The 1079-nt window shown below is 70.6% G+C and carries 1 protein-coding gene; it reads left to right on the plus strand.

What is annotated here, in order from left to right; translation table 11 throughout:
- Positions 1-97: 97 nt before the first annotated feature.
- Positions 98-1079 (plus strand): transposase (locus tag ACFYX0_RS47980; protein WP_388982222.1); only part of this gene is annotated, 982 nt, incomplete at its 3' end.

Raw genomic sequence — 1079 nt, forward strand, 5'->3', positions numbered from 1 at the left:
GACTCTGGTGCGCAATTCGTGACGTCGGGTCGGCTGGGTGCGGCATGATCACGGGTGCGGTCGCTTCCCTGTCGTGCGGCTGCGGGGGTGATGTGCGTTGTCGTTGCAGTCGGGGGGCCTGCCGCCGGTCCCGGAGCAGACCGCGAGGACGGCCCGTGCCGCGTTCCCCAAGGGGAGCCTGCCGATGCGGGTCCGCGACCATCTCGCCGGGGTCTTCGCGGATGAGCCGTTCGCGGGCGCGTTCGGGGTGCGCGGGGCTCCGGGGTACTCGCCGGGCGTTCTGTCGCTGGTGACGGTGTTGCAGTTCACCGAGGATCTCACCGACCGGCAGGCTGCGGATGCGGTGCGGGACCGTCTGTCGTGGAAGTACGCGATCGGGGCGGAGCTGACCGATACCGGCTTCGACCACAGCGTGCTGCCCCGCTTCCGTGGCCGCCTGGCCAGGCACGGCCTGGAGCGGGAGGTCTTCGACCGGCTGCTGGCACACTGCAAGGACGCCGGGCTGGTCGCCGCCGGGGGTAAGCAGCGCACCGACTCCACCCACGTCATCAGCGCGGTCAGGGACCTCAACCGCACCGAACTGGCCGGCGAGAGCGTGCGCGCGGCCCTGGAGGCGCTGGCCGTGGCCGCCCCGGGCTGGCTTGCCGGTGTGATCGATGTGGCGGAGTTCGCGCACCGCTACGGCGAACGCGTCAACGGCTGGACGATGCCCGCCTCGAAGACGAAGCGCGACCGGCTCGCCCAGGTCTTCGGCACCGACGCTCTGGCGCTGCTGCGGGCGGTGCACGCCCCTGGCACTCCACCATGGTTACGCGGGATCGAGGCCATGGAACTGCTGCGACAGATCACGGTCCAGACCTACTACGTCCACACCGACGCGCGCGGGCGGGAGGTGATCAGGAAGCGGGAGGCCGACACGGATGGCGTCCCGCCCGGCAGTATCCGTCTGGCCTCGCCCTACGACCCCGACGCCCGCTGGGCGGCCAAGGGCGACGACCTGTTCTGGCTGGGTTATAAGGTCCATCTGACCGAGACCTGCCACACTCTCCCCGAAGCCGAAGCCGAAGCCGAAGCCGAAG

Origin of the sequence: Streptomyces sp. NPDC002573, assembly GCF_042889625.1 — a bacterium.
Lineage (GTDB): Bacteria > Actinomycetota > Actinomycetes > Streptomycetales > Streptomycetaceae > Streptomyces > Streptomyces gibsoniae.